The sequence below is a fragment of the Paracoccus fistulariae genome, from assembly GCF_028553785.1.
GTDB lineage: Bacteria > Pseudomonadota > Alphaproteobacteria > Rhodobacterales > Rhodobacteraceae > Paracoccus > Paracoccus fistulariae.
In genome coordinates, this window is the sequence record NZ_CP067136.1 from 1,426,335 (window position 1) to 1,453,224 (window position 26,890).

General features: G+C 61.5%; 21 protein-coding genes, 2 tRNA genes and 2 pseudogenes. 7 read left to right on the plus strand and 18 right to left on the minus strand.

The window, feature by feature from the left end; genetic code table 11:
* Positions 1 to 210: 210 nt before the first annotated feature.
* Together JHX87_RS07015 and JHX87_RS07020 are read left to right on the plus strand one after the other, a co-directional pair.
* Entirely contained in the window at positions 211 to 3,561 is a 3,351-nt protein-coding gene (locus JHX87_RS07015) for a Hint domain-containing protein (RefSeq protein ID WP_271883445.1), read from the plus strand.
* Positions 3,562 to 3,897: 336 nt separating this feature from the next.
* Positions 3,898 to 4,284 (plus strand): helix-turn-helix domain-containing protein, encoded by a 387-nt coding sequence (locus JHX87_RS07020; RefSeq protein ID WP_271883446.1) that lies wholly within the window; start codon positions 3,898 to 3,900, stop codon positions 4,282 to 4,284.
* 161 nt (positions 4,285 to 4,445) lie between these two features.
* Here the strand turns inward: JHX87_RS07020 and JHX87_RS07025 are convergent, their stop codons facing one another.
* Together JHX87_RS07025 and JHX87_RS07030 are read right to left on the minus strand one after the other, a co-directional pair.
* Positions 4,446 to 5,036, minus strand: a complete 591-nt coding sequence (locus JHX87_RS07025) for an IS110 family RNA-guided transposase (RefSeq protein ID WP_271883447.1) — start codon at positions 5,034 to 5,036, stop codon at positions 4,446 to 4,448.
* A gap of 88 nt (positions 5,037 to 5,124) precedes the next feature.
* Positions 5,125 to 5,609, minus strand: a pseudogene (locus tag JHX87_RS07030) (IS5 family transposase); the annotation flags it as partial.
* Positions 5,610 to 5,747: 138 nt separating this feature from the next.
* Here JHX87_RS07030 and JHX87_RS07035 point away from each other — a divergent pair.
* Positions 5,748 to 5,824 (plus strand) — tRNA-Arg (locus tag JHX87_RS07035).
* A gap of 152 nt (positions 5,825 to 5,976) precedes the next feature.
* Here JHX87_RS07035 and JHX87_RS07040 read toward each other — a convergent pair.
* The 5 genes and pseudogenes from JHX87_RS07040 to JHX87_RS07060 all read right to left on the minus strand — a co-directional run bounded on the left by JHX87_RS07040 (position 5,977) and on the right by JHX87_RS07060 (position 11,246).
* Positions 5,977 to 6,360, minus strand: a complete 384-nt coding sequence (locus JHX87_RS07040) for a hypothetical protein (RefSeq protein ID WP_271883448.1) — start codon at positions 6,358 to 6,360, stop codon at positions 5,977 to 5,979.
* A gap of 69 nt (positions 6,361 to 6,429) precedes the next feature.
* Positions 6,430 to 7,619 (minus strand): IS3 family transposase gene (locus JHX87_RS07045; protein ID WP_140849566.1). Its coding sequence is split into 2 segments (ribosomal slippage): positions 6,430 to 7,367 and positions 7,367 to 7,619, totalling 1,191 coding nucleotides; the frame shifts between segments, so codons are not numbered across the junction.
* A gap of 82 nt (positions 7,620 to 7,701) precedes the next feature.
* Positions 7,702 to 8,210: pseudogene (locus JHX87_RS07050) on the minus strand (IS3 family transposase); the annotation flags it as partial.
* A 328-nt stretch (positions 8,211 to 8,538) separates the two neighbouring features.
* Entirely contained in the window at positions 8,539 to 9,276 is a 738-nt protein-coding gene (locus tag JHX87_RS07055; protein WP_271886159.1) for a MipA/OmpV family protein, read from the minus strand.
* Between the two features lie 119 nt (positions 9,277 to 9,395).
* Complete coding sequence (locus JHX87_RS07060; protein WP_271886156.1) at positions 9,396 to 11,246, minus strand: ABC-F family ATP-binding cassette domain-containing protein; 1,851 nt, start codon at positions 11,244 to 11,246, stop codon at positions 9,396 to 9,398.
* 96 nt (positions 11,247 to 11,342) lie between these two features.
* Between JHX87_RS07060 and JHX87_RS07065 the strand changes: the two genes are divergently transcribed.
* Positions 11,343 to 12,563 carry a winged helix-turn-helix domain-containing protein gene (locus JHX87_RS07065; protein WP_271886160.1) on the plus strand — a complete coding sequence of 407 codons (1,221 nt, stop codon included), beginning with the start codon at positions 11,343 to 11,345 and terminating at the stop codon, positions 12,561 to 12,563.
* An 8-nt stretch (positions 12,564 to 12,571) separates the two neighbouring features.
* On the opposite strand, the gene JHX87_RS07070 is transcribed toward JHX87_RS07065, so the two are convergent.
* Entirely contained in the window at positions 12,572 to 12,940 is a 369-nt protein-coding gene (locus tag JHX87_RS07070) for an antibiotic biosynthesis monooxygenase family protein (protein WP_271886154.1), read from the minus strand.
* Between the two features lie 76 nt (positions 12,941 to 13,016).
* On the opposite strand from JHX87_RS07070, the gene JHX87_RS07075 reads away from it, so the two are divergent.
* Positions 13,017 to 13,499: a MarR family winged helix-turn-helix transcriptional regulator gene (locus JHX87_RS07075; protein ID WP_271886152.1), complete on the plus strand. Its 483-nt coding sequence runs from the start codon at positions 13,017 to 13,019 to the stop codon at positions 13,497 to 13,499.
* A gap of 183 nt (positions 13,500 to 13,682) precedes the next feature.
* On the opposite strand, the gene JHX87_RS07080 is transcribed toward JHX87_RS07075, so the two are convergent.
* The 5 genes from JHX87_RS07080 to JHX87_RS07100 form a co-directional block, all read right to left on the minus strand.
* Positions 13,683 to 17,288 (minus strand): vitamin B12-dependent ribonucleotide reductase, encoded by a 3,606-nt coding sequence (locus JHX87_RS07080; RefSeq protein ID WP_271886150.1) that lies wholly within the window; start codon positions 17,286 to 17,288, stop codon positions 13,683 to 13,685.
* Between the two features lie 437 nt (positions 17,289 to 17,725).
* Positions 17,726 to 18,271 (minus strand): 5-formyltetrahydrofolate cyclo-ligase, encoded by a 546-nt coding sequence (locus JHX87_RS07085; RefSeq protein WP_271886149.1) that lies wholly within the window; start codon positions 18,269 to 18,271, stop codon positions 17,726 to 17,728.
* Positions 18,268 to 19,677, minus strand: coding sequence for a magnesium transporter (gene mgtE, locus JHX87_RS07090; protein WP_271886147.1), 1,410 nt, complete (start codon positions 19,675 to 19,677; stop codon positions 18,268 to 18,270). Before mgtE ends, JHX87_RS07085 begins: the two co-directional genes overlap by 4 nt.
* 50 nt (positions 19,678 to 19,727) lie before the next feature.
* Positions 19,728 to 20,513: a histidinol-phosphatase gene (gene hisN / locus JHX87_RS07095; protein WP_271886145.1), complete on the minus strand. Its 786-nt coding sequence runs from the start codon at positions 20,511 to 20,513 to the stop codon at positions 19,728 to 19,730.
* 163 nt (positions 20,514 to 20,676) lie between these two features.
* Entirely contained in the window at positions 20,677 to 21,036 is a 360-nt protein-coding gene (locus tag JHX87_RS07100; protein ID WP_271886143.1) for a helix-turn-helix domain-containing protein, read from the minus strand.
* Between the two features lie 115 nt (positions 21,037 to 21,151).
* On the opposite strand from JHX87_RS07100, the gene JHX87_RS07105 reads away from it, so the two are divergent.
* Positions 21,152 to 22,183: an NADPH:quinone oxidoreductase family protein gene (locus JHX87_RS07105; protein ID WP_272833890.1), complete on the plus strand. Its 1,032-nt coding sequence runs from the start codon at positions 21,152 to 21,154 to the stop codon at positions 22,181 to 22,183.
* Between the two features lie 105 nt (positions 22,184 to 22,288).
* On the plus strand, positions 22,289 to 23,035 hold the full coding sequence (locus JHX87_RS07110; RefSeq protein WP_271886139.1) for a Bax inhibitor-1/YccA family protein: 747 nt from the start codon (positions 22,289 to 22,291) through the stop codon (positions 23,033 to 23,035).
* Positions 23,036 to 23,348: 313 nt separating this feature from the next.
* Here the strand turns inward: JHX87_RS07110 and JHX87_RS07115 are convergent, their stop codons facing one another.
* From JHX87_RS07115 to JHX87_RS07135, 5 genes are all read right to left on the minus strand, one after another.
* Positions 23,349 to 23,969, minus strand: coding sequence for a YdeI/OmpD-associated family protein (locus tag JHX87_RS07115; protein ID WP_271886137.1), 621 nt, complete (start codon positions 23,967 to 23,969; stop codon positions 23,349 to 23,351).
* Positions 23,966 to 24,169: a hypothetical protein gene (locus JHX87_RS07120; protein ID WP_271886136.1), complete on the minus strand. Its 204-nt coding sequence runs from the start codon at positions 24,167 to 24,169 to the stop codon at positions 23,966 to 23,968. The genes JHX87_RS07115 and JHX87_RS07120 overlap by 4 nt, the downstream gene beginning before the upstream one ends.
* Positions 24,170 to 24,636: 467 nt before the next feature.
* Positions 24,637 to 24,713: transfer RNA gene (locus tag JHX87_RS07125), tRNA-Arg, on the minus strand.
* A 55-nt stretch (positions 24,714 to 24,768) separates the two neighbouring features.
* Positions 24,769 to 25,287 (minus strand): GNAT family N-acetyltransferase, encoded by a 519-nt coding sequence (locus JHX87_RS07130; protein ID WP_271886134.1) that lies wholly within the window; start codon positions 25,285 to 25,287, stop codon positions 24,769 to 24,771.
* Positions 25,288 to 25,373: 86 nt separating this feature from the next.
* Complete coding sequence (locus JHX87_RS07135) at positions 25,374 to 26,882, minus strand: aldehyde dehydrogenase (NADP(+)) (protein WP_271886132.1); 1,509 nt, start codon at positions 26,880 to 26,882, stop codon at positions 25,374 to 25,376.
* Positions 26,883 to 26,890: the final 8 nt, after the last annotated feature.

Consider the following 26,890-nt stretch of genomic DNA (forward strand, 5'->3'; position numbering starts at 1 on the left):
CTGATATGTGGTCCCATCAGCACATCTGCCACCGTATTGCTACCACTCGCCTGAACGCTGGTATGAGCAACCCTTTTTGCGGAGTTGGGTGACGAGTTCGGTTTTGTCCTATCGCCTCTGGAAAAGCTGCGCCTGTGTAGAACAGCGCGGCCCCGGGACGACGGTGCTGCTTTGACCTGTCGCACTTCGCCTGAATGACGGACCCAAAGCATGGCGACCTATAACGGCAATGGCGCGAACAACTCTTATACCGGTGGCGCTGATGGCGATACGGTCTCGGGCGGCTTTGGCAATGACACGCTGTCCGGCAATGGCGGCGCGGATACGATCTATGGCGAAGCGAATATCAATCCGCTGATCGCGAGGGGCACGGATAGCGGTGTCAGCGGCACCCAGACCTATGTCAACAATTCGACCGATACGGTCTATATCTACAGCGTCTATGTCGGTGGCAGCATTATCCTGCAGCATGTCCTGCAGCCCGGCGAAACCTGGAGCGAGAGCGTCCCGCTGAATGGCGGTCGGGTGATCGGGAATGTCGACCGCACGGAATATTACTCGGTCGCCAAGCAGCCGGGGACGGCGGCCGGAACCTATACGATCAGTTCCGCGAATGACCGGTTGCTGGGGGGTGCCGGGAATGACTCGCTCTATGGTCAGGTCGGCGACGATTATATCGATGGCGGCGCGGATGATGACCTGATCCAGGGCGGGACCGGCAACGATACCATCCTGGGTGGAAGCGGAAACGACAATCTCAGCGGAGGCGACGGGGCGGATTCGATCGTTGGCGGCACGGGCAATGACGAGATCTCTGGCGGTAACGGCAATGATACCATCTATGGCGATGAAGGCACCGATAATATCCGTGCAGGCTCGGGCGCCGACCTGGTCCGGGGGGGCAGCGAAAACGACGTCATCATCGGCGAAGGCGGCAATGACACCATCTATGGCGACGGTGGCGCCGACACGCTGGACGGAAGCCTTGGCGACGATCTGATCTATGGCGGCGCCGATAACGACTCTATCTCCGGCGGGGCGGGCGCTGATACGCTGATGGGTGAAGCCGGCAATGACACCATTTCCGGCGGCGGCGGCGATGACAGCATTCTGGGCGGCGATAACGACGACAGGCTGATCGGCGATTCCGGCAATGACACGCTTGAGGGCGGCAGCGGAAATGACGTGCTCGAAGGCGGTCTGGGTAACGACAATCTGATCGGCGGCGACGGCGACGACACGATCTATGGCAATAATGATGCCAACACGCCCGGCGACGCGGATATCCAGATCACGGCTGGTAGCGTCAAGACCAACGACACCACCTTCACCAATATCGACAATGGCACCACGCCGATCAATCCGACCTATTGGAATACGGTTACGGTCGACGGGAATCCCTTTGTCATCACGGCTGTGCAGGCCGTTAACGGCTATATGTCGATCTATCGCCTGAATGACGATGGATCGCTGACAAAAACCGACTGGATGACGTTCAAGAACAACAATACCAGCGGCACATTGACCACAGGTTCGGGCGGCAGTTCGACCATCACCGAAAATGTCCGCGCCTATGGCAGCGCGACGAATTTCCAAAATATCGAGGTCATCAACGGCAAGACCACGATCTTTCTGACCTCGCAAAACGGCTCAGGCGTGACCGCTTGGGAACTCGGCTCGGGCGGAACGCTTACCTTGAAAGGTGCGCTGCAATATGGCGGCAGCCAAGAGTATCAGGATGGCGGCCTGACCAATGATCACGAAGTCTATGTCGCCGATAACGGCACCGTCTATCTTTACGCGTCGCGGTTCCAGAACTCGTATATCTCGCGTCAGATCTATGACCCGGTCACCGGCAAGATCACCGAGGATACGACCTTCAATGTCCCGACCGCCAGCGGTCCGGCCGGGATGTCGACGGTCACGATCGATAATGTCGATTACATGGCAGTCGCCTATCGCAACGGCATCCAGCTGTTCGAGATCGACCCGACGACGGGTGCGCTGACCCCAAGGGACACGGTTGTCGCGACGACCGAAACCACATTGCACAGCGACGCCGATGTCTATGTCAAGCCGGATGGAGCGACCTATCTGGCCTATTCGAACTCCAATGCCGAAGAGGTCGCGCTGTACCGGCTTGATCCCGGCGGCAAGCTTGTTCAGACCGACGCGCTTGTCGGGCAAGGGGACTATGCCACCAACCTCAGCGAGGTGAACTATATCAATGGTGAGCCGATCGTCATCGTGACCGATCTCAGCGGCGACAATACCCGGCTGTTTTCGATCAGTGACGACGGCACCTTCACGCTGGAAACCGAAATCCCCGGAATGACGGCAACCACCAACCCGCCGATCATCGTTCAGGCAAAAGATGGCAGCTACCATCTTGTCAATGCCGGTACGGGTCAGACCGTCAAGCTGGACTTCCTGCAAGGCGCCAGCGACGACAATGATGCGATCGATGGCGGCATCGGCAATGACGTCATCTTCGCACAGGATGGCGATGACACCGTCTTTGGCGGCGCGGGAAACGACACGCTCGACGGCGGCTCTGGCGATGATCTGATCGATGGCGGCGCGGGGGCCGACGTCAATACCGGGGGTGAGGGTTTCGATACCTTTGTCGCAGGCGATGGCGATCTGATCACCGATTTCAATACCGGCGCCGGTCAGAATTTTACCAATGGCAACATTCAGGCAAATACCGGTCAGGACGACAACGATTTCGTCGATCTGAGCGGTTATTACAACCAGGCCAATCTGGACGCCTATAATGCGGCCGCTCTTGAAGCGGGGGAAAAGACCTATTTCAACCCGCTGTCCTGGATGCGTGCGGATCAGGATGCCGATGGCGTGCTGAACCAGGCCGGGATCACGATGAAGATCCAGAAGGACGGAGTTGCCGTTGCCGGTTCCGACCTGACCTGGGACAATACAAATGTCGTCTGCTTCGGCGCCGATGCGCTGATCCAGACCCCCGCGGGCGAGGTCGCGGCCGGCGACCTGTCCGTGGGCGATCAGGTCCAGACGCGCGACGCGGGGCCACAGACAATCCGCTGGATCGGCTCTCGCAAGCTTGACGCGGCAATGCTGGAGGCCCATCCGAACCTGCGCCCGATCCGCATCACGGCAGGCGCGCTTGGCAATGGTCTGCCCAGATCCGACCTGATCGTTTCCCCTCAGCACCGGATCCTCGTCCGTTCGAAGATCGCCCAGAAGATGTTCGGCACGCATGAGGTTCTGGTCCCCGCGCGCCAGCTTTGCGAGATCGAGGGTATCGACCTGGCAGAGGATCTGCACGAAGTCACCTATGTCCATTTCCTCTTCGACGCGCATCAGATCGTGTTGTCCAATGGCGCGGAATCAGAATCCCTGTTCACCGGGGCCCAGGCACTGAAATCGGTCGGCCCCGCCGCCCGCAATGAGATCTTCGCAATCTTCCCCGAACTTGCACGACCGGACCACCATCCCCTCGCCGCCCGCGAACTGGTCTCGGGCCGCCTGGCCCGCAAACTGGCCGTGCGACACATGAAGAACCACAGACCTCTGGTTCAGTGAATCGCCATACACATCGACTTGGCCTTGATGATGTGACCGCCCCCTGACGGCGTCTGTGTGTCAAGATGGGTCGATAAAGGCATCGATCTGCTACCTGAGATCAACGGGCAGGTACTAGTTTTCCAGCAAGATGCGGTTCTTCAAGGTCTGGTGCCATCGCTCGATCTTGCCTTGGGTTTGCGGATGATATGGGGAGCCGAGCACATGATCCATCTGCCGGTCTTCGAGACAATCTGAGCTTGGGACACTGACTTATAGCATCCGACGCAAAACCTGAATCTGAATGGATTTCCTTAAGGGCTAATCTGTGATTCAACTTGTCTGGGAGGATGGATCATGTCAGCACCTTTGCCGAATGCGCTTCGGGCGCGGTTTCAGAGATTGATTGAAGAAGGGTTGAGCGGGCGGGCGGCGGCGTTGCGCCTGAAGCTTTCATCTGCCACCGGGGCGCGTTGGGGCCTTGCGATCCGACGAAGGGGACACGCATGCGCTTCCCCGCAAGGTCAGCCTCGGGGCAAGGGGAAGCTTAATCCTCATCGCTCGTTTCTCATCGAACTGATCAATCAGGACGGCGACATGACCATGCCCGAACTGGCCGGTGCGCTGGCGGATGCTACCGGTGTTCAGGCGCACCCGGATGCGATTGGACGGTTCCTGCGCAAGCTCGGCTTCACGTACAAAAAAAGTCGTTGGTCGCAACCGAGCGGCGGCGCGCACAGGTAAGGCAACAACGCCAGGACTGGATCAAGCATCGCCTGCCAGCCGTCGCGGCCCGACCGGATCGCGTTGTCTTTATTGACGAAACCGCCGTCAAAACCAACTTGACCCGCCAGCGAGGCTGGTCTCGGCGGGACGAGCGGCTGGTGATGGAGGCGCCCTTTGGATCATGGGGTACGCAGACATTCATCGCGGGTCTGGGCGCAGGAACGCTGATCGCCGCGTGGGTCCCGGATCAGTGCATGCAAGTCGCTGGTCTCATCCTGCACAAACGCCGTCATACGAGCGAGGTGAGACATGCCGACCGGAAACACATGGCCGTGCTCATAAAGGAGCGCCCGCAACGCATTCACATCTGCGGTCCGCTGATGCACCAGGCGTTCCCGAGCACGGAAAACGGCCGCGCAAGACTGTTGCTCGACTGTCTTGGGCTCCACGAAACGCATCTCAGGCTGGCGTGCCGCAATGACAATCGCCTCAGCATCGGCCGCATCATTTTTTTGCCGCTTCACGAAGGGGTGCACGTATTGCGGTGCGATAAGCTTTACCTCGTGTCCAAGCGCTTCCATCTCGCGGGCCCAAAAATGTGCACTGCCGCACGCCTCGAAAATTACCATGCTGGGCTCTTGCTGCGCCATGAACGCGGGGAATTGCTTCCGCGTCAGCTTCTTGCGGAACTGGACCTCCCCCGTCCGAAGCGCAGCATGAACCTGGAAAACTGCCTGTGCCAGATCGACCCCGATCATCATATTCTTCATATCGCCATCCTCCCCTGCTCGTGGCGTTGAACACCACGGCCTTGGCACATTGCGATGCCATCTAGGGAGGGCGGCAACCACTCCATCTGACCTGACCGGCCGAGATGAATAACCGGATCGGGCGGCCCTCCGCGTCGGTGACGGCGTGCAGCTTGGTGTTCCGTTCTTGGGCGAAACTGTCCACTGGACTGTTTCTTCTTCCCTCGAACCCCTTGGTCCGGCCTATCTGGCGAGCGCGCCCCCCTTTTTGACCGCCAGGCTCGATGACGTGCGGTGGGCTTTCAAATAAGTCGCGTCCATCATGATCGTCTGATGCTCAGTTCCTTCGGCTGCCAATCCCATCAGGATCCGGGCGAAGACACCGTTATCGCTCCAGCGCTTCCAGCGGTTGTAGAGAGTCTTGGCCGGGCCGTATGCCTTGGGCGCATCGCACCATCGCAAACCATTACGATTGATGAAGATTATGCCGCTCAACACAGGCCGGTCGTCAACGCGCGGCTTGCCGTGGGACTTCGGGAAATAGGGCTTCAGATGCTCCATCTGCGCGTATGTCAGCCAGAAAAGCTTGCTCATGGATCAGGTCTCCTTGAAGAGCCTGAATCTCGCAAGCAACCCGAAATCAATGGGTCTGGAGCCTAGGGGTTCATTTCCGCTTTCCCTTGGGATTTCAGAGTTGCACGACCCGATCAGGACAGCTATGCAGTTGCCAAGGCACCCGTAGCTCAGCTGGATAGAGCGCTGCCCTCCGAAGGCAGAGGCCAGAGGTTCGAATCCTCTCGGGTGCACCACTTTACATTTGAGAGCACTCGGCTCGAATATCTTAAATATTTCAGACACTTCTAGCGTTCGAAAGCCGCTTTCGCGATCATAGGCGACCGGGCTGGTAAAGGCGAGTCTGAGCACCATCCTCTTGAGCTCAAGATTGCCATTTCTGTAGACATTATAAGGGCTTGCCAGAAATCACCATGGAGAGTTCGAAAATCTCTTCGAAGCTGCACTTTGGTTTGCTTGATTGAGACTGTTTTTCGGCCAGCAGCAGCTTATCCGTTTCCAGTTTTTCAACCCGGCTTTCGATGGCTTTGGTCACGGTTGCGCTTTGTGAGTCGATCATCTTATCGACCAGTCCGTCAATTTGCTTTTGCGTGGCTTTAAGCTGTCTGGCTATATAGGCTTTCTGGTCCACTTGCTGATCAAGCCGCATTCCCCAAGCGTGTTTCAGCATCGAGGTGGTGATATCGACAAGATTGCGGCTGGGCTGCATCGCACGCAGCATCTCTTCAAACGGCGCTTCGATGGCGTCACGCTTGATCGACTTGCGATACACGGCGCAGTCTTTTGACTGGCACCAGAGTGAACCGCACTAGGTTTGCCGGAGTGACCTGCCCCTGAACTTTCATCCAGCCGCGACCGGAGCCCGGTTAGTGTTTACGCCAATTGGCGCAGGTTGAGCAATCGCCCGACGCGCGGAGCTTTCATCTCGCGCAGCGGGGCGGGCGATTGCGGCGGTCAGGGTCCGCGCGTAGTCAGCCGGGGTCTGGTAGTCCAAGGCCGAGTGCGGGCGTTCGGTGTTGTAGTCGGCAGCCCAGGCGGCGATCACGATACGGGCATGGGCCAGGTTGCGGAACATGGTCTCGTTGAGCAGCTCGTCCCGCATCCGCCCGTTGAAACTTTCCACAAATCCGTTCTGCATCGGCTTGCCCGGGGCGATGTAATGCCACTCAATGTCGCGATCGGCGGCAAAGGTTAAGATCGCGTTACTGGTCAGTTCGGTGCCGTTGTCAGAGACGATCATCCCGGGCTTTCCGCGGCGTTCGATCAGGGCGGCCAGTTCTCGCGCCACGCGCCGCCCCGAGATTGAGGTGTCCGGGATCGCCGCCAAACATTCCCGGGTCACGTCATCGACGATGTTCAGCACCCGGAATCTTCGCCCGCAATCGAACTGGTCATGGACGAAATCCAGCGACCAGCGTGCATTGGGCCGCGCCTCGACCAGGATAGGGGCCCGTGTTCCGACCGCCTTGCGCCGCGCCTTCCGCTTGCGCACCGTCAGCCCTTCTTCGCGGTAGAGCCGATAGATCCGATTGATCCCCGAGGGCTCGCCCTCGCGGCGCAGCAATACGAACAAGCGCCGGTAACCGAACCGCCGGCGCTCGTTGGCCAAGTCCCGCAACCGACCGCGTAACGCCGTATCCGGCGCGCGTCGGGATCGATAGCGGATCATCGTTCGATCCGCGCCGACGATGTGACAGGCCCGCCGTTCCGAGAGGCCATGCTCGGCCCGAAGATACGCAACGGCTTCACGCTTCACGGCGGGCCCTACCACTTTTTTGCAACCAGGTCCTTCATCGCCGCCAGATCCAGCATCTGCTCGGCCAGCAGCTTCTTCAGCTTGGCGTTCTCATCCTCGAGCCCCTTCAGCCGCTTCGCCTCCGACACCGTCATGCCGCCAAACTTGGCCTTCCAGTTGTAGAAGGTGCCTTCCGACATGCCGTGCTTCCGGCACAGGTCAGCGCACTTCGCGCCTGCCTCATGCTCTGCCAGGATGCCGATGATCTGTTCGTCCGTGAATCTCGTTCGCTTCATTGTCCGTCCTCAAGTTGGGCCGGACTCTAATCGCATCTGGAGGAAAAATCCCGGGGCAGGTCAGGAGGCTGATTTCGGTTAGTTACGCGGCCATGTCTTTGGTTTCCGGAGCCGCGTAGAAGCTGGCCTCTGCCTCGACTGGTGGGATGTTCCCGACGGGCTCGAGAAGACGGCGGTTATTGAACCAGTCGACCCATTCCAGCGCGGCGTATTCGACGGCATAGAAGCTACGCCATGGGCCGCGGCGTTGAATGACTTCAGCTTTGAAGAGGCCGTTTATGGTCTCGGCGAGAGCATTGTCATAGCTGTCCCCGACACTGCCGACCGACGGTTCGATGCCTGTGTCAGCGAGGCGCTCGGTGTATCAAATGGACACGTATTGCGAGCCACGATCGCCGTGGTGAACCAGCCCATGGCTTTCGTCGTTCTCCGATCATGGACAGCCTGCTCGAGTGCATCGAGCACAAAGCCGGTCTGGGCCGAGGTGCTGACCCGCCAACCGACGATCCTGCGGGCATAGGCATCGATGACGAAAGCGACATAGACGAAGCCCTTCCAGGTGGCGACATAGGTGAAATCTCTGACCCAGATTCATCTTCTCAGCCATCTCGCTGAGAATGCCTGCGCGCTTGCCGCTATCGACTTCCGCCTTCTGGACCCAGTCGCTCAGCGTGTTCGGCGAGCAGCCGATCTTCGCGGTAATCGACTTGATCGCTCGCCAGCGAGAGCCCTGCTGTCCCGCGCCGTCTAGGAACATCCGAGCGACGCGCTCGCGCACTTCAGGAGAAAACTTGTTCGTGGTCTTGCTCATGATGCTCCATCCTACTCAGGAGTTGGAGCCTCCGGCAAACCCGGTGCGTTTCATGGACCCGACAGGAAGCCATGTTTCAAGGATTTGATCAGGTTTGGAGCATAGGTATCAGAAGTCGAACGAGAAGGTGCGGACGACGCCCAGGCGCAGGGTGGGTTGATATTCGTCCTGGACCACCGGCGAGTCGGCGGAATCGCCGATGAGCTTCGCATATTCGATTTCACCCAGAAGCGAGACCTTCTCGGTCACCGCATAGCGCATTTCGAAGGCGATGGCGGCGGTGTTCAGGCCGCTGCCCGGGGTGTAGGCCGGGCGGCCGGCGCGGGCCTCGTCCGGGGTCACGCCGAAATAGGTGTTGTTGTATTCGCTGTTGCCATAGCCGAGGCCGACGCTGGACCACAGGGACACCCGGTCACTCAGATCGGTGCGATAGCGGGCGCCGACCTCACCCACGGTGCCCTCATGCCCGTCAAAGCCGCGGCGCAATGCGGCGAAGGCGCGGAAAGGGCCCGCGCCATAGCTGACGCCCAGACCCAGCTCATAGGCCCGGTCGATATCCTTCATCCCGGCCAGATCGTCGTAATCTGCGGAATTGCGCTCTCCCACGGTGTTGAAAGAGGGCGAGATTGCAAAGCCGTCGCGGTCAGGGCTGCCGGGTTCGCCGAAACCGGCATTCCGCCAGATCAGCCATGCGCCTGCATCCGCCTCATCCGAGCCTGGGAATTCGGGACCGATGCTGGCGCCGAGGCCCAGATCGACCGAGAAAGTCCGCCCGGTAAAGCCGAAATCCTGCGCGGATGCGGTCGTGGCAGCGGTTGCAGCGATAAGGGCCAGAGCGAGCTTCATGGGGTAAATCCGGTAGGTGGGCAACTTTCCCTGTCCTTAGGGCCGAATCGTGGAGGCAGACAAGCCTTCAGCGCGCGCCCGGACGACAGGAAGGCAGGGCGGCGCATTTGCGCAACAGATCAGCGCTGTTCGGCTGCCTCCAGTGCCTCGACCGCCTCTTCCCACAGCTGTTCTGCGCGGGCCATGGCGCCCGTGGCCTCGGCATGTTTGCGGCCCCATTTCTGCGCTTCGACCGGGTTCTGATAGATCTCGGGATCGGCCAGCTTCCTGTCCAGCTTTTTCAGCATGTCGGCCAGTTTCTCGACCCGCTCTTCGGCCTTGCGCAATTCCGAGCGCATCAGCTGCAATTCATCGCGGCTGGCGCGGCGCGGCGGCTTTGGCGCGGGCGGCGGCTTGGGTTTGACGGGCTCATCCCCGGCCAGAAGAAAGCGGCGGTAATCGTCCAGATCGCCCTCATAGGCCGATACCGCGCCATCCTTGACCAGCCACAGCCGATCCGCCACCAGCCCCAGCAGATGCATGTCATGGCTGACCAGAACCACGGCGCCGGTATAATCGTTCAGCGCCTCGGACAGGGCCTCGCGGCTTTCGATATCCAGGTGGTTTGTCGGCTCGTCCAGCACCAGCAGATGCGGCGCGTCGATGGTGGCGATCAGCAGCGACAGGCGCGCCTTCTGTCCGCCCGACAGTTGCCCGACGCGGGTTTCGGCCTGCGCCTCCATCAGGCCGAAGCCCGCCAGACGCGCGCGCAGACGCGCGGGTGCCTCATCCGGGCGCAGGCGGCGGATATGATCCAGCGGGGTTTCGTTCAGCGACAGTTCATCCACCTGATGCTGGGCGAAGTAACCCACGCGCAGTTTCGAGGACCGGGTGATGCTGCCCTCCATCGCGGGCAGGCGTTCGGCCAGCAGCTTCGACAGCGTCGATTTGCCCTGCCCGTTCCGACCCAGCAGGGCGATCCGGTCATCCTGATCGATCCGCAGGCTTAGCCGGCGCAGGACCGCGCGGTCGTCATAGCCGACGGCCACGCCCTCCATCGCGATGATCGGCGGGGACAGTTCTTCGGGTTGGGGAAAGCTGAAGCGGTGGAACTTTGCCTCTTCGGGCGCGGTGATGGGCTGCATCTTTTCCAGCATCTTGACCCGGGCCTGCGCCTGACGGGCCTTGCTGGCCTTGGCCCGGAACCGGTCCACGAAGCTTTGCAGATGATCGCGGCGCGCCTGCTGCTTCTTGGCTTCGGCGGCTTGCAGGGCACGCTTTTCCGCGCGGATGCGGGTAAAGCCGTCATAGCCGCCGGTATACAGCGTCAGCTGACGGTTCTCGACATGCAGGATGTGGCCGACCGCGCGGTTCAGCAGGCCGCGATCATGGCTGATGATGATGACGGTATGCGGATAGCGCGCCAGATAGGTTTCCAGCCACAGCGCGCCTTCCAGATCCAGATAGTTCGTCGGTTCGTCCAGCAGCAGCAGATCGGGCTGCGCAAAAAGCACCCCGGCCAGCGCCACGCGCATGCGCCATCCGCCGGAAAAATCGCTGGTCGGGCGGCCCTGATCGGCGGTCGAAAAGCCCAGCCCGTCAAGGATCGAGGCCGCGCGGGCCTCGGCCGACCAGGCGTCGATATCGGTCAGCCGGGTCTGGATCTCGGCAATGCGATGGGCGTCGGTGGCGCTGTCGGCCTCGACCAGCAGGGCGGCACGCTCTTTGTCTTCGGCCAGCACCGTGTCCAGAACCGAGATCGCCGTGCCCGGCGCTTCCTGCGCGACGCCGCCGATCCGTGCCCGCGACGGCAGGCCGATCTCGCCCCCGTCAAGGGACAGCTCTCCGCGGATCAGGCGGAAAAGCGTCGTCTTGCCCGCGCCATTGGGGCCGACAAGGCCGACCTTGTGCCCATCGGGAATGGTGGCCGAGGCGCCTTCGAACAGCGGCCGACCCTGAATAGAGTAAGAGATATCGTCAATTCGCAGCATTCCTGCCGCATGGCCCATGGCGCGCGGGCCGTCAATGGGGTGTTGCCGCGCCGCGCCAAATCGGCAAGGCTGGCGCGACCCCGGCAGGCAAGGCGGATCGCGGTGAATTTCCTGAGCAATCAGCAGGCGCGGCGCCTGTTTCTGGACCGGCATCTGCTGTTGCGCCCCGGCACGGGCAACGGAAAAACCGGCGATCTGGCGCGTCTGCTGGACGATCTGGGCTTCGTTCAGGTGGACAGCGTGAACACGCTGGCGCGGGCGCATGATCTGATCCTGTGGGCGCGGCGCGGCCAGTATCGCCCACGTTCGCTGGAATTGGCCGTGGGGCGCGACCGCACCGCCTTCGAACATTGGACACATGATGCCGCCGTCATCCCGATGCAGTTCTATCCCATGTGGCGGCTGAAATTTCAGCGCGACGAGGCGCATATGCGCCAGCGCTGGCCCGTGTGGCGGCGCGAGGGCTGGCAAGCGCAGATCGATCAGGTGATGCAGCATGTGACCGATCACGGCGCCACCTGTTCGCTGGATGTCGGCCCGGATGAAAAGCGCGCCTCGGGCGGATGGTGGGACTGGCACCCGTCCAAAACCGCGCTGGAATTCCTGTGGCGCTCGGGGCAATTGGCGGTCTGTCACCGGCAGGGGTTCCGCAAGTTCTACGACCTCAGCCAGCGGGTGATCCCCGCCGATCATTTCGCGCCGCAGCCGGATCTGGAACAGGTCATCGACTGGGCGATGATGGCCGCAATGCAGCGGCTTGGCTTTGCCACGAACGGAGAGCTTGCCGCATTTTTCGACATCGCCACCCCGGCCGAGGCGAAGGGCTGGTGCACCCGCGCGCTGGCCGAAGGGCGCGTGGTTCCGGTGGATATCGAACTGGCCGATGGCAGTTTGCGGCGCAGCTTGTCAACGCCCGATCTGCTGGAACAGGTGGCGTCCCTGCCCGAGCCGTCAGGCCGGGTTCGGCTGCTTTCGCCCTTTGACCCGGCCCTGCGGGACCGCGGCCGGGCCGAGCGGCTGTTCGGCTTTCGCTATCGGATCGAGATCTTCGTGCCCGCCGCCAAGCGAAGATATGGCTATTACGTCTTTCCGGTGATGCAGGGGGATCGCCTGATCGGCCGCCTCGATGCCCGGCGGCAGGACGACATGCTGGCCATCACCGCCTTCTGGCCCGAGCCGGGCATCCGCATGGGCAAGGCGCGTCTGGCCGGGCTTGAGGCGGAACTGACCCGCCTCCTGCCCTTTGCCGGGCTGCAAGGGATGAGCCATGCGGCAGGCTGGCTGCGCGACGGCCCACCGCCCGGCGGCCCGAGCTGAGCGCTGGTTCAGGCCGTGCAGCAGCTTGGCACGGCGAGTTTCTGAAACAGATGCGGCGATGTGACCGCCGTCGACGGATAGTGGCTCAGCGCGTTCTGGAATTCGGGATTGGCGAATGCGGCGCGGAAATCCGCGATCGAATCCCAGACCGCGTAATTCAGATACATGCTGCTTTCACCGACCGCCTTGTGCAGTTGTGTGCTGATATATCCGGGCTGCTGCTTCATCCACAGCGCGTCGTTGCGCCATGCCTCGACCAGCCCCTCCTGATCTGCGGGATCGACGGTGAACAGGTTCACCAGCACGACGGGACCGGCCTCCTGTCCCAATTGCTGCTGAATCGGAAAATCGGGATCAAGCGGTTTGATGGTTACCATAAATCAGCTTCCTTACTGGTCATGAATATTGGTAATATGATGTCAAAGTGAAAATGTATTGTCAATTGAGGACGACATGCAAATTGATGACCCGACGAAAAACGGGCAAGCTGTCACGGCGCTGATCCTGAAGCTGTTCCGCCTGAATGGTCAGCTTTTGCAGGCCGGTGACAGGCTTGTTGCCGAACTGGGCCTGACCAGCGCCAGATGGCAAATTCTGGGCGAGATTGCCTATGCCCCATATCCTCAGCCGGTGGCATGGCATGCGCGACAGATGGGCGTGAACCGGCAGGGGGTACAGCGCATCGTCAATGAATTGCAGCAAGAGGGGATCCTGGCCTTCGCGCCGAACCCGCATCACAAGCGGGCCCGGCTTGTCGTTCTGACACCCAAAGGTCAGGCGCTGTTCACGGCGGCAATGGCAAAGCAGGTGCCATGGGTCAATCAGCTTGCCGAGGGGCTGTCATCGCAGGATCTGTCCGCGACGCTGAACATGGTCGAGGAACTGACCTCCCGGCTGGAGGCAGCGCGATCGGCCACGTCCGATCCCGCCACCTGATCCGCGTCAGCGCGTGACATCATCGGCAGGGGGGCAAACGAATTACCCCCCGCCGCGCTGCCACGCGGCGGGGGGTGGGTAGTCAGGCTGCGCGCCTCTTGCCGGGCGGCTGGCTGCTGCGATAGGGGCGCGGGCTGAAAAAGGGCGCCCGCGGCCTTCGGCCTGACGAAAACTTGTGCCGCGTCAGCTGCACCCGCTGGTGCCGCCACAGGTATTGCACTTCATGCAAGTCCCGTTGCGGACCAGCGTGTAATTGCCGCATTCACCACAGGGATCGCCTTCGTAGCCCTGCATCTTTGCCTTGGTGCGCGCGTCGATGGCACTGACCATCACCGCCGTTTCCGCGACCGCCGTGGATGCGGAAGCTGTCTGCAGGCCCATCAGATCCTGCGGCAGACGCTTGCGCAGATAGCCCGCGCTGCTGATCTGTTTCAGCATGGTCAGCGACCGCAGCTCCGACTGTTCGGTGACCGGGGTGATATTCTGGCTTTCGGCCTCGCCACCGCCCAGATCGTCAAAGCTGGTGCCCGCAGGCTTCACATGGGCCAGATCGGTGCGGTCCAGATAGCTGACGGCCAGTTCGCGGAAGACGTAATCCAGGATCGAGGTCGCATTCTTGATACTGTCATTGCCCTGCACCATGCCCGCGGGTTCAAAGCGGGTGAAGGTAAAGGCATCCACGAATTCCTCCAGCGGGACGCCATATTGCAGGCCGACGCTGACCGCGATGGCGAAATTGTTCATCATCGCCCGGAAGCCCGCACCTTCCTTGTGCATGTCGATAAAGATCTCGCCCAGCGCGCCATTGTCATATTCGCCGGTGCGCAGATAGACCTTGTGCCCGCCCACGACCGCCTTCTGGGTATAGCCCTTGCGGCGCTGCGGCAGCTTTTCGCGATGGCTGCGCACGGCCTCCTTGACGATGATCTTCTCGACAATCTTTTCGGCAATGACCGTGGCCTTTTCCTGCGCGCTGCCGGTTGCCAGAACCTCTTCGGCCTCGTCATCATCCTCGACCAGCGCGGCGGCAAGAGGCTGCGACAGCTTGGAACCGTCGCGATAAAGCGCATTGGCCTTGATGCCCAGCGACCAGGACAGCTCATAGGCGGCCAGCGCATCCTCGATGGTGGCGCTGTTGGGCATATTGATCGTCTTGCTGATCGCGCCCGAGATAAAGGACTGCGCGGCGGCCATCATGTGGATATGGCTGTCAACCGACAGGTAACGGCGCCCCTTCTTGCCGCAGGGATTGGCGCAGTCGAAGACCGGCAGATCCGCGTCACGCAGATGCGGCGCCCCTTCCAGCGTCATGGTGCCGCAGACATGGTCATTGGCAGCCTCGATCTGGGCGCGGGTAAAGCCCAGATGGCGCAGCAGGTCGAAGGTCGGATCGTTCAGCTTCGCCGCCGGAATGCCCAGCGTGCCCTTGCAGAATTCCTCGCCCAGCGTCCATTGGTTGAAGACGAAGCGAATGTCGAAGGCGCTATCCAGCGCGGCCTCGATCTTCTGGATCTCTTGCGGACCAAAGCCGTGACCCGCCAGCGCCGTGTGGTTGATGCCCGGACAGTTGCCAAGGCTGCCATGACCCACGGCATAGGCCACGATCTCTTCGATCTGGGCGGTGGGATAGCCCAGCGTCCGCAGGGCGGCGGGCACGGATTGGTTGATGATCTTGAAATAGCCGCCACCGGCCAGCTTCTTGAACTTCACCAGCGCGAAATCGGGCTCGATCCCGGTGGTGTCGCAATCCATGACCAGACCGATGGTGCCGGTCGGCGCGATGACGGTGGCCTGCGCATTGCGGAAACCGTGATCCTCGCCCAGCGTCAGGGCGCTGTCCCAGGCCTCGCGAGCGATGGCCACAAGACGCGGATCGGGGCAATTCTCATCATCCAGCTCGACCGGGGCGACATTCACGCCCTTATAGGCTCCGGTGCCATAGGCCGCCGCGCGATGGTTGCGGATCACCCGCAGCATATGGTCGGCGTTCTTCTGATAGCCCGGGAAGGGGCCAAGCTCTGCCGCCATCTCGGCCGAGGTGGCATAGGACACCCCGGTCATGATCGCGGTCAGCGCGCCGCAGAGCGCGCGGCCCTGATCGCTGTCATAACCCAGCCCCATATTCATCAAGAGCCCGCCGATATTGGCATAGCCCAGGCCGAGCGTGCGGAAATCATAGCTGCGCTGCGCGATCTCCTGGCTGGGGAACTGCGCCATCAGCACGCTGATTTCCAGCGTCACCGTCCACAGCCGCGCGGCATGGACATAGGCATCGGCATCGAACTGATCCCCGGTCCAGAAGGTCAGCAGGTTCATCGAGGCCAGGTTGCAGGCGGTATCGTCCAGGAACATGTATTCGCTGCACGGGTTGCTGCCGCGGATCGCGCCATCTTCCGGGCAGGTATGCCAGGCGTTCACCGTGTCGTGGAACTGGATCCCCGGATCGGCGCAGGCCCATGCGGCATGGCCGACCTGCTCCCACAATTCGCGGGCCGAGACCGTCTTGGCCACCGTCCCGTCTGTGCGGCGCAGCAGCTCCCACGGCTGGTCGTTGCGCACGGCATCCAGAAAGGCATCCGTGACCCGGACCGAGTTATTCGAGTTCTGGCCCGAAACGCTGCTATAGGCTTCACTGTCCCAATCCGTGTCATAGGTCGGGAATTCGATGCTGTCGAAACCCTGCCGCGCATATTGCAGCACACGGTTGATATAGGTTTCCGGGATCATCGCGCGCTTGGCGCCCCGGATCGCGGTCTTCAGACCGTCGTTCTTCGCAGGATCGGTCGCATCCCCGATGCTGCCATCCCAGTCTCCGATGGCGGCAAAGATATCGTTCAGCTTCTGCTCATGCGTCTTTGACCCGGCAACGAGGCTGGCAACCTTCTGCTCCTCGATGACCTTCCAGTTGATGAACTGCTCGATATCGGGGTGATCCATGTCGCAGATCACCATCTTGGCGGCGCGGCGCGTGGTGCCGCCGGATTTGATCGCACCCGCCGCGCGGTCGCCGATCTTCAGAAAGCCCATCAGGCCGCTGGATTTGCCGCCGCCCGACAGACGCTCTCCTTCGGCGCGCAGGCTGGAAAAATTGGTGCCGGTGCCGCTGCCATATTTGAACAGCCGGGCCTCGCGCACCCACAGATCCATGATCCCGCCTTCATTGACCAGATCGTCCTTGACCGACTGGATGAAGCAGGCATGGGGCTGCGGATGTTCATAGGCGCTGTCGGATTTGACCAGCTTGCCGGTCTTGTAATCGACGTAGAAATGCCCCTGCCCCGGACCGTCGATGCCATAGGCCCAATGCAGGCCGGTATTGAACCATTGCGGGCTGTTCGGCGCCGCCATCTGCCGGGCCAGCATGTAGCGCATTTCGTCGTAATAGGCGCGGGCGTCGGATTCCTTGGTGAAGTAACCGCCCTTCCAGCCCCAATAGGTCCAGGTCCCGGCCAGACGATCAAAGACCTGCCGCGCGCTGGTTTCACCGCCAAAGCGCTGATCCTTGGGCAGCTTCGCCAGCGCCTCTTCGTCGGGCTGGCTGCGCCACAGGAATTCGGGCACGCCCTTTTCCTTGACCCGCTTCAGCGCAACAGGAATCCCTGCCTTGCGGAAATATTTCTGGGCGATCACGTCGCTGGCGACCTGGCTCCAGCCCTGCGGCACCTCGACCTGCTCGTTACGGAAGACGATGGTGCCGTCAGGATTGCGGATCTCGCTGGTGGTGGTGGTAAAGGCGATATCGCCATAGGCCCCTGATTTCGGGTTGGTAAAGCGCCGTTCGATCTTCATGCCCGCATGCCCCTTTTCGCATTCTGCCATAGCCGCGCCGCGCCACGCCCGGCAGCACCCGGAAGCGGCAGACAGTCGCGCCGTCTGAAGAAATTCATGTTCTTGTCCAAGCCGGGTCGATGTGGTCTCGGTGGCAGCCTCTACCACATCTTGTATTGCCCGTATCTCGGCCTACAAACTGACGGCATTACGCATAGCTTTCAACAGATTTTTTCCGCGTCTCAGCGCCTGTTCAGGATTGACAGCCGCGCGCGCTGCGGCGCCGCAGATTCGTTCACAGACCCCCGCCGCGAAATCTATACAAAAGCGACATAATGGCGCTTTCTGTATATATTTCAGGGCAATGGACGCGGAACCTGAAAACTTGCCCACAGGGTTATCCCAGAGTCGCCCAAAAGCTATCCACAGCTGATGCGAAACCGCCACAGGGGCTGATTTCAATGATTTATGCGGATAAGTTCGTTCTCGGTCACCACCAGATCCAGTGGTTCATCAAAAGGCTCTGCCGGGATGCCCGGCAGCTCTTGTGCTGCGAATGCGAAACCGATGGCCGTGACAAATCCTTGATCGCGCAGCATTTGTAGACTGCGATCGTAAAATCCGCCGCCATAGCCCAGCCGATTCCCCGCGCGGTCGAAACCGGCCAGCGGAACGATCAGGACCGAGGGAATCAGCACCTCGGACGAATCATCGGGATGCAGGGTGCCATAGCCGCCGGCGACCAGATCGCCGCCCGACCAGCGGCGGAAAACCAACGGTCGCGCCTTTCCGATCACCACCGGCAGGCAGAGCGGCCCGTCATGCCCGCGCATGGCCGGGCGCGGATCGGCCTCGCCCCGCATCGGCCAATATCCGGCCAGAACCTGCCCGGGATAATCCGCCAGCACCGCACCAAGATTGCGGGTCAGGGCATCGGCATCGCCCCCCTTCCCGCGCGCGGCCAGCGCCTGCTGACGCAGGGCGGTCTTGCGATCCGCGCTCATATCAGCACGGCCGAGGCCAGCCCCAGAAAGGCAAAGAACCCGACCACATCCGTCACCGTGGTCACGAATGTGCCAGAGGCCAGCGCGGGATCCGCCCCGGCCTTTTCCAGCGCCAGCGGGATCAGGATGCCCGCCAATGCGGCGATCGCCAGGTTCACGACCATCGCAATCCCGATCACCGCTGCCAGCGACACCCCGTCGAACCAGAACCAGGCCACGACCCCCATCACCACGGCAAAGGCCAGACCGTTCAGCAGCCCCACCACGGCCTCTCGTCGGACGACGCGCCAGACATTGCTGCCGGTCAGGCTTTTGGTGGCCAGCGCGCGCACGGCCACGGTCAGGGTCTGCGTGCCGGCATTGCCGCCCATCGAGGCGACAATCGGCATCAGCACGGCCAGCGCCACCACCTGTTGAATGGTATTTTCGAAGACGGCAATCACCAGCGAGGCGACAATCGCCGTCACCAGATTGACCGCCAGCCACGGGATCCGCTGCCGCAGCGTCTCCATCACGGTATCGGTGATCGCGGAATCCTCGCCCACACCGGCCAGACGCAGGATATCCTCTTCATGTTCCTCATCCAGAACCGACATGGCGTCGTCGATGGTGATCACGCCGACCAGACGGTCGTCGCCATCCACCACCGGGGCCGAAATCAGGTGATACTGGTTGAAGATATAGGCCACGTCGCCTTCATCAGCATAGACGCTGACGGTGCGAAAGCTGTCCTCTTCCAGCTCTTTCAGCGGGGTCGAGCGCTTGGCGGCCAGAAGGCGGCCCAGCGTCACATAGCCGATGGGATGGCGACGCGGATCGACCAGCACCACGTGATAGAACTGTTCGGGCAGCCAATCCTCGTTGCGCAGGAAATCCAGCGTTTCGCCCACGGTCCAATGCTCGGGGGCGGTCACGACCTCGGATTGCATCATCCGGCCCGCGGAATATTCCGGATAGGCCAGCGATTGCTGAACCGCGGCGCGGTCGCCCGCATCCAGAGCCGACAGGATCTCTTCCCGCTCTGGCTCGTCCATATCCTCGATCAGATCGACGACATCGTCGCTGTCCATTTCGCGGACAGCGTCTGCCAGAACCTCGCGCGGCAGCATCTCGATGATCTGGTCCCGGATCGCCTCGTCGATCTCGGACAGGATCTCACCGTCGATTTCGCCGCCATAAAGGCCGATAAAAGCGCGACGCTCGGCCGGATCCAGATTTTCGATCACGTCGGCAATATCCGCCGCGTGCATCGGTTCCAGAAGCGTGTTCAGCTCTGCCGCATCCTCGGCCTCGATCGCGGCATCGATCTGCTGCAGCAGTTCAGGGCGCGGAAGATATTCGTCCTCCTCGCGCTCGGCCGACTTTTCTGCGGTCTGATCGTCCGGGATCGGGCTTTGTTCGGTCATGGGCAGATTCCTGATGTTCTTGGTAAAATTACACGCAGAAGGAAAAGATGTCAGGCGGCCAGCAGTTCCATCGCGGCGCGGTGCAGCGCGGGCGTTGCGGCGGCGATGACCTGGCCACCATTGATAGCGCTTTCACCTTGCCAATTCGTGACAATGCCCCCAGCGGACTGCACCACCGCCATCGGTCCGGCGATGTCATAGGGCTGCAGGCCCGCCTCGATCACCAGATCGATCTGCCCAAGCGCCAGCAGCGCATAGGCATAGCAATCCAGCCCGTAGCGCGTCAGCCGGACCTGATCGGCGACCCGGCGAAAGGCCGCGCCCTCGTCGGCGGTGCCGAGTTCGGGAAAGGTGGTCATCAGCGTGGCACGGGACAGATCGCGGGTATCGCGAACGCCAAGAGGTCGCGCACCCGCCGCCGTCAGCAGGTGCGAGCGGCCCAGACCGCCTTCGAAACGCTCGCCGGTATAGGGCTGATCGACGATCCCGTAGAGGATCTTTTCCCCGTCGCTCAGCCCGATCAGCACCCCCCAGCTGGGCGCGCCGCAGATGAAGGCGCGGGTGCCGTCGATGGGGTCAAGGATCCATGTCAGGCCGCTGCTGCCCTGCTGGCGTCCATATTCCTCACCGAAGATTCCGTCCTGCGGGCGGCGGCGGGCCAGAACCTCGCGCATGGCACGTTCGGCCGCGCGATCCGCCTCGGTCACGGGGTCGAAATCGGCAGGGCGCTTGTTATCGGCTGTCAACCCGGAACTGCGAAACAGCGGAAGAATGGCCCGCCCTGCGGCATCGGCCATCTCATGCGCGGTCTCTGTGATGGCTTGCGCATCCTGCATATTCGCCCCCGTTACCTTGCGACATATGCAGGACTAACCCGAAGAAAAAAAGGCCGCCAGTGGCAGCCTTCAGGAACTGTATGAAATCTGCGGCACCGTGCAGATCACGCCTGCCCGTCCCGCGATTGCTGCAGCCATCACGCAAACCCGATCCGAATGCGGATCAGGCGGCGTCCGACAGCACACGTGCCAGTTCGAAAATCTGGCGGCGCTGTGCGGCAGGCATGGCATAGTAAGCCCGCACAAGCTGCAGGGCTTCTTTATCGGCAAGGATGTCCCCTTCGACCGACGCCGCCGCCTCTCCTTCGTGCAGCCCTTCGAAGAAGAAGCTGACCGGAACATCGACGGCCTGGGCAATATCCCAAAGCCGCGACGCCGAGACGCGGTTCATACCTGTTTCATATTTCTGGATTTGCTGGAACTTGATGCCAACCTTGTCAGCCAATTGCTGCTGGGTCATGCCGATCATCCACCGACGATGGCGGATACGTTTACCAACATGGACATCTACACCGTGTTTCATCGTTAAACCTCACTCAATCTATGCTGGCAGTACCTGAAGCCGTATCAATTTTCGAGTGTCAACATTGTGATGCTACCCTTTTTTGACCAAAAAGACAGGTCTTGATATGCGCAATATGCAGATTTTCAGCTGCATCATGGATAAGGACAGCGCTTTGCCGATCATCTCAGCCACTGAACACCCCCAGCAGATCCGAATCGCGCGGATCGAGGCGCTTGGCCAGGATCCCGTGATCCGTCATTTGCCTGCCCCAACTGCAAATACTGAGGAGGTTCTGGTTAGAATCCGCGCCTCTGCATTGAATTTCGCAGATCTTTTGAAGGCTCAGGGCCGCTATCAGGAGGCCGCCGATCCGCCCTATACGCCGGGGCTGGAGGGCGCGGGCGAAGTCGTTCGGGCGCCTGCAGGCACTGGACTGGTAGCGGGCAACAGGGTGGCGGTCTACGCGCCGGCTACCTTTTCGGACATGGTCGCGGTCCCGCCGGATACGTGCCTGCCGATTCCCGACAGCATGAGCTTTGAACAGGCCGCCGGCTTTCAGATCGCCTATGGCACCAGCCATCTCGCCCTCCGGTTGAGGGCCGCGCTGCAACCGGGCGAGACGCTGGTCGTTCTGGGCGCGGCGGGCGGTGTCGGGCTGACGGCCGTGGAAATCGGCCACGCAATGGGCGCGCGGGTGATAGGCGTGGCCCGTGGCCCGGAGCGGCTGGAGGTGGTGCGCGCCGCCGGGGCGCAGGCCGTGATCGACAGCGCCGAATGCGACGATCTGAAGGCGGCATTGCGCGATCTGGGCGGTGTCGATGTGGTCTATGATGCCGTCGGCGACAGCGCCGGAGAGGCCGCCTTTCGCGCCCTGCGCCCCGGCGGCCGCTTTCTGGTGATCGGCTTTGCGGGCGGCAAGCCCCCGGTCCTGCCGCTGAACCATGCGCTGGTCAAGAATATCGCCATTCACGGGCTTTACTGGGGCGGCTATGCCAAGCTTGACCCGCAGGCCCTGCGCGGCAGCCTGCAAGAGCTTTTCGTCATGTTCGACGCAGGCAGGATCTCGCCCGTCAACGGCCAGGTCCTGCCGTTCGAGCAGATCCAGCAGGCGTTCCAGCTGCTCCGCAGCCGAAAATCGGTCGGAAAGATCGTTCTGACCATGTAAATCATGCGCTTTTGATGCGTCACGGCATTGATTCAGCCTGCAATCATGCCAATATCTTGGCTGAAATGGCCGGGTCCGACCCGGCAATCTTTTAGGGAGACTTTAATGGCCGATTACAACACGTACCGTACCGCGCAGAGCGTCGGCACCCGTTCTGCGGCGGTCGATGAAGGTCTGCGGGCCTATATGAACAAGGTCTATGGGCTGATGGCGGTCGGCATGGGTGTAACCGCCGCTGCCGCCTATGGGATCAGCGCCGCTGCCGTCGGCGCGGATGGTCAGCTGACCCAGCTTGGCTATGCCATCTATGCATCGCCGCTGAAATGGGTGATCATGTTTGCCCCGCTGCTGGTCGTCTTTGCCTTTGGCGCCGCGATGAACCGTCTGTCGGTGCAGGGTGCGACCTTCCTGTTCTACGGCTTCGCCGCGCTGATGGGTCTGTCGATCAGCTCGATCTTTCTGGTCTACACGCCCTTCTCGATCATCCAGACCTTCCTGGTGACCGCAATCGCCTTCGCGGGCCTGTCGCTGTGGGGCTATACCACGAAAAAGGACATCTCCGGCTGGGGCAGCTTCCTGATCATGGGCGTGATCGGCCTGATCGTCGCCTCGATCGTGAATATCTTCCTGCAATCCTCGGCGATGCAATTCGCGATCTCGATCCTGGGCGTGCTGATCTTTGCCGGTCTGACTGCCTATGACACGCAGAACATCAAGAACACCTATCTGCGTCTGGCAGGTTCGGATCAGGATTTCCTGGGCAAGACCGCCATCATGGGCGCGCTGCAACTGTATCTGGACTTCCTGAACCTGTTCATGTTCCTGCTGCAGTTCATGGGCAACCGCGAATAATCAGATCGCATATCGACGAAAACAAAGGCCGGGTAATCGCCCGGCCTTTTTGCATAAGGCAAACCGTGACAAACCAGCGAGCCGCGCGGTTTCACTTCCAAGGATCAACGGTCCCGGCCACGCAGCCACCGTTTCCGCCCGCCAGCTTGAAGCCGCGAGATAAATCGCAGGATCGGCAGCATCCACGCTCCGACTGGCCATTGTCACGCCCGGTTCAGCAAGAAGGGAATACGCCCCGCGCAACCAGGGAATTCCAAAGCGCAGAGGACAACACCCCCGATACTGACAAGACGCCAGCGGTCAGGTGGCCGCTTCAATATTCCGTGGCACCCTTGCCTGCGATGATCTTGTCGCGAAATTTCTCGATACGCTTGATACGCGTTTCCGATTTCTTCGCGCCGTTCAGATGGATGACATAGCTTCGTTGACGACCCGGCGTCAGAGAATAAAACGCCTCTGCAAGCTCAACATCAGCATCCAGCGCTTCGGCAAGTTCGTCGGGCAGGTCAAGCGCCTTCGTGTTCTTGGGTGGTGTTTTACCCGCTTCGGCATAAGCTTTCGCCTCATTCAGATAGGCGCGGATGGTGTCCTTCATCGCCGCCACTTGCCGGATGTCGGTGAAACTAATGGTATTTGCGTGTTGCGTATTCGGCCCCGGCCTTTCCAACACCCCGTCCGGATCCTTCATCAATGCGGCGTTGAAGAAGCCGAAGACGAATTTGTTTTGATACGCACCCATGATGGCGATGTTGCGGCCCGCATGCATGTAGCAGGGTTGCCCCCATTTCACAGTTTCTTCTAAACCTGCCGACAAACAGATCTCGCGCAGTTTCCCGAGCCCGTCCGACCAGAGCATTACGGCGCAGTCAGACGTGTCAAAGCGGTCGCACCGTCCGCACCCTTTCACAAAAAAGTCCTCAATGTCGGTGATCATGTGATGCCCTTCCAAACGTCGCTTGGGGCGGCGAAAAGAAGACCGCTGAGCGGCACCAAAGCCACCGTTGAAAGCGATTCTGAGAAAAGCCAACCCGGCGGCCCAAGGTAGGCGCAGGCCGCAAAGGTGGAGAACACCAGAACAGTACAGATGATCGAAATCCGACGATGACATTGCCGGATCGAACGATTGATTTCCACAGTAACTCCCCCCTCATTCTCGATCGGTCGCGCGCTGAAGCCCGCCGAAAAGGCCCCCACCAACCGCCCTTCGCGCCACATAGGAAATTGCTAATAGGCGTTGGCGCTGCTTTCCTAGATTCTAAACCTCGTTCCGCGTGCATTAGGCCCCAGCACGACTGTAAAAGATGGTCCGGGGAATCTGAACAGGTTGGATAAACGGATTTTCCGCATAGTGGCGGCGTGAGGCCGTGCGCGGGAAGAAGGCGACCATGGCAGGACGACCAATCCGATACCCCGGCCCGGCTTTCGACGCGGAATTTGCGTTGGCCGCAATCGCGGGCAAAAATACCGTGCTTGAGCTGCCGCCGGGTTTCGATGTCTGCATGGCCGTTCGCCGCACATCACGTGAAAGCCCTGTCCGTTCGTGCTGCCACGGTTGACGGCGCCACAGCCGTAATAGTTCGATATTTGGTGGTGTGACCAAATGGCGATCCCGGAAGGAATCGAACCCTCAACCTGCCGATTAGAAGTCGGCTGCTCTATCCAGTTGAGCTACGGGACCGCGCTGCCTGCCTTTTGCGTGATCGCGCGGCGCAGTGCAAGGGAATGATGCCGCGCTACAGTTCCAGCGTCATGAAGACGCTGTTCGGATCGGCCCGGTAATCGCCAAAAGGCGGGCATTCCGCGAAGCCGAAGCTGGCATAGAGCGCGCGGGCGGCCACGAAGGTCGGCTGCACCCCGGTTTCCAGCGAAAGCTGACGCAGGCCCTGTTCCTCGGCATGGGCGATCAGACCCGTCAGCAGGCGGCGTGACAGGCCACGACCCCGTGCCTCTGACAGGACATGCATGGATTTCAGCTCTCCATGCGCGGGCGACAGCCGCTTGATGGCCCCCATGCCGACCGGCTTGCCGTCGGCGCGCATGACGAAGAAATCGATATCCTCTGACACCAGCGCTTCACGTGGCAGCATATGGATCGACTCGGGCGGGGTATCGGCATGCATATCGGCCGTGTGGCGCAGAAAAATCTGTTCCAGATCCTCGCCCAGCGGGGTTTCCACCGCAAGCACGATGTCGGCGCTGCCCTTGGTGCCCGTGTTCAGGCTGGTGCTGTTTTCTGCACTCTTATCGATCATCCGTCACCGATCCTTTTCGAGTTCCGCCGCGCGGCTATTGGCAGCCAGCCACAGAAAGCTCAACATGTTTTCTTGTGCAAGGGGGCTCACATGCCGCGCAGGTCCGGGGGCAGCAGCGCCTCTGGGATGTTCTGATAGCTGACCGGGCGCAGGAAACGCCGGATCGCCATCGTCCCCACGCTGGTCGCGCCGAAATTGGTGCTGGCAGGATAAGGACCGCCATGGACCATGGCATCGGCGACCTCGACCCCGGTGGGCCAGCCATTGGCCAGCACCCGGCCCGCCTTGCGTTCCAGCACCGGCATCAGCCGGGCGGCCAGTTCGGTATCGCCGTCGTCCATCTGCAGGGTGGCGGTCAGCTGACCCTCCAGCCCGCGGGCAAGCTGGATCATCTGATCCGCGTCGCGGGTGGTGACGATCAGGCCCATGGGACCGAAGACCTCTTCGCCAAGCGTATGGTCGCGCAGGAAATCCTCGGCGCCGGTGCGATAGACATTGGGGCGGGCATTGCGACCGTGACTGTCGGCCTGCGCCACCGGGCTGGCCAGCTTGCCGACCCGGCCCGCGCCGTCGCGATAGGATTGCGCCATGCCATCGGTCAGCATGACCTGTTCGGCCACAGCCTCCAGCGCCCTTGCAGCTGCCTCGGCAAAGGCGTCCGCGCCCTCTTCCGGCAGGACCAGCAGGCCCGGATTGGTGCAGAACTGGCCCGCGAACAGGGTCAGGCTGCCAACCCAGCCTTCTGCGATCGCTGCGCTGCGGGCCTGCATCGCGGCGGGCAGGACGAAACAGGGGTTGATGCTGCCAAGTTCGCCGAAGAAGGGGATCGGCTCTGGCCGTGCGGCGCAGAGGTCGAACAGCGCGCGCCCACCGCGCAGGCTGCCGGTAAAGCCCACGGCCTTGATCAGCGGATGTTCCACCAGCGCCTTGCCGACCTCATGCGTATCGCCGTGGATAAAGGAAAACACGCCCGCCGGCATGCCGGTTTTCTGGATGGCGGCATGGATCGCCTCGGCAATGATTTCGCCGGTGCCGGGATGGGCGGGATGGCCCTTGACGATCACGGGACAGCCCGCCGCCAGGGCCGAGGCCGTGTCGCCGCCCGCCGTCGAAAAGGCCAGCGGGAAGTTCGAGGCGCCAAAGACCGCGACTGGCCCGATGGGCCGCTGGATCAGGCGCAGATCGGGGCGCGGCGGCTGGCGGTCGGGCAATGCGCCGTCATGGCGACGGTCCAGATAGGCGCCGTCGCGGATATGCTGCGCGAACAGGCGCAACTGGCCGGTGGTGCGGCCCCGTTCGCCCTGCAACCGGCCTTCCGGCAAGGCAGTTTCCTGCGTGCCGATTTCGGTCACCTGATCGCCGCGCGCGTCGATTTCGTCAGCGATTGCCTCCAGAAAGGCGGCGCGTTCTTCGCGGGTGGTATGGGCGTAGATCTCGAATGCCTGCTCGGCCGCATCGGCGGCACGGTTCACCAGATCCACCTGACCCGAGGCGAAGTCATGCACCGGGCCATGCGCAGGGGCCGAGCGGAAGGTCCTGTCGCCGCCGATCCATTCGCCCGCGATCAGATGTTTTCCCTTCGGAATATAGGTCATGCGTCTTC